At 74.9% G+C, this 1,492-nt stretch carries 1 protein-coding gene; it reads left to right on the top strand.

Features of this window, described 5'->3' with window-relative positions:
• The coding region (locus AC2CHE_RS26805; protein WP_484507602.1) for a S1C family serine protease at positions 1 to 1,357 on the top strand (1,357 nt) is incomplete at its 5' end.
• Positions 1,358 to 1,492 lie beyond the last annotated feature (135 nt).

Here is a 1,492-nt window from a genome sequence, read left to right as displayed (position 1 = left end):
GAGCCAGCCGGCCCCGGCCGCCGCCGGCTCGACCCCGGCGGCACAGCCGGTCTCCGGTCAGCCCAGCTGGGCGCCGACCGGCGGCCACCCGTACCACCATCCGCAGCAGCCGGGTGCCCGCTACCCCGCAAACCCGTGGTATCCCGGCCAACCCGCCTGGAGCGGCGCCCAGCCGACCGGGCCCGGCGCCGGGCAGTTCGGATATCCGGGGCAGGCTGCCGGCACGCCCGGTGGCTACCCGGGGCAGAGCGGCACGCCGGGTGGCTACCCGGGGCAGCCGGTCCCGTGGGCACCCGCTCCGTCCAGCGGGCCCCGCCTCGGCAAGATCGCCAAGCTTGCCGGAGCCGGCGTGGCGGTGTTCGCATTGATGCTGGGCAGCGGCGTCGCCGGTGGGGCGCTCACCCTGGCGCTGAGTGACGGCGGCGGGACCACCCGCACCTACAGCGCCGCGCCCGTGATCGACGGTGCCGACCTGCCGCGCATCGCCGCGTCGGTGCAGGACAGCGTCGTGTCCATCAGCACCGGCAGTGGTGAGGGCTCCGGCGTGGTGCTCAGTGCCGACGGCTACGTGCTGACCAACAACCACGTGATCGCCGGGGGCGGCGACACCGCCCGGGTGATCTTCGCCGACGGCGCCAGCACCCAGGCCGAGGTGGTCGGTACCGACCCGAAGACCGACCTCGCGGTGTTGAAGGCGAACGGGTTGACCGATCTCCAACCGGCCACCCTCGGTGACAGCGACGCCATGCAGGTCGGCGACCAGGTGCTCGCCCTGGGCAGCCCGCTCGGCCTGCAGGGCTCGGTCACCGCGGGCATTCTCAGCGCCCGGGACCGCACCATCCAGGCCGGTGGCGGCCAGCAACTCCCGGGTCAGGCGGTCAGCTCGATCTCGGGGCTGCTGCAGACCGACGCCCCGATCAACCCGGGCAACTCGGGCGGCGCGCTGGTCAACACCCGCGGCGAGGTGATCGGCATCAACACCGCGATCGCCACCGCCGGGCAGGGCAGCACCGGAAACATCGGCGTGGGCTTCGCCATCCCGAGCAACAAGGCCAAGGACGTCGCCGAGAAGCTCCAGCGTGGTGAGAAGATCAGCCACCCGTCGCTGGGGGTCAGCGTGAACGCGGCGCCCGACGGCGGGGCGCTGATCGGCGCGGTGAAGCCGGGCGGCGCGGCCGAGCGGGCGGGGCTGCAACAGGGTGACGTGATCACCCGGTTCGGCGACAAGGTGATCAATGACTCCAACGACCTGGTGGCCGCCGTCCAGGCCGGCAAGGTCGGTGACCAGGTCGAGGTGACGTACCAGCGAAATGGCGCCGAGGCGACGGCAACCGTGACGCTCGCCGAAGCGTCCTAACGAACAGGGACCTGCTTCCTCCCTCCGGGGGGGGGGGGGGGGGGGGGGGGGGGGGGGGGGGGGGGGGGGGGGGGGGGGGGGGGGGGGGGCGCGGCGCGGCCGCGGGGGCCGGCCCCGCCGCGCGGGCGCGCCGCC

Source organism: Micromonospora sp. ATLC16 (assembly GCF_057196645.1).
The sequence above is the reverse complement of the archived record's forward strand: the minus strand, read 5'-3'. Positions and strand labels throughout refer to the sequence as shown.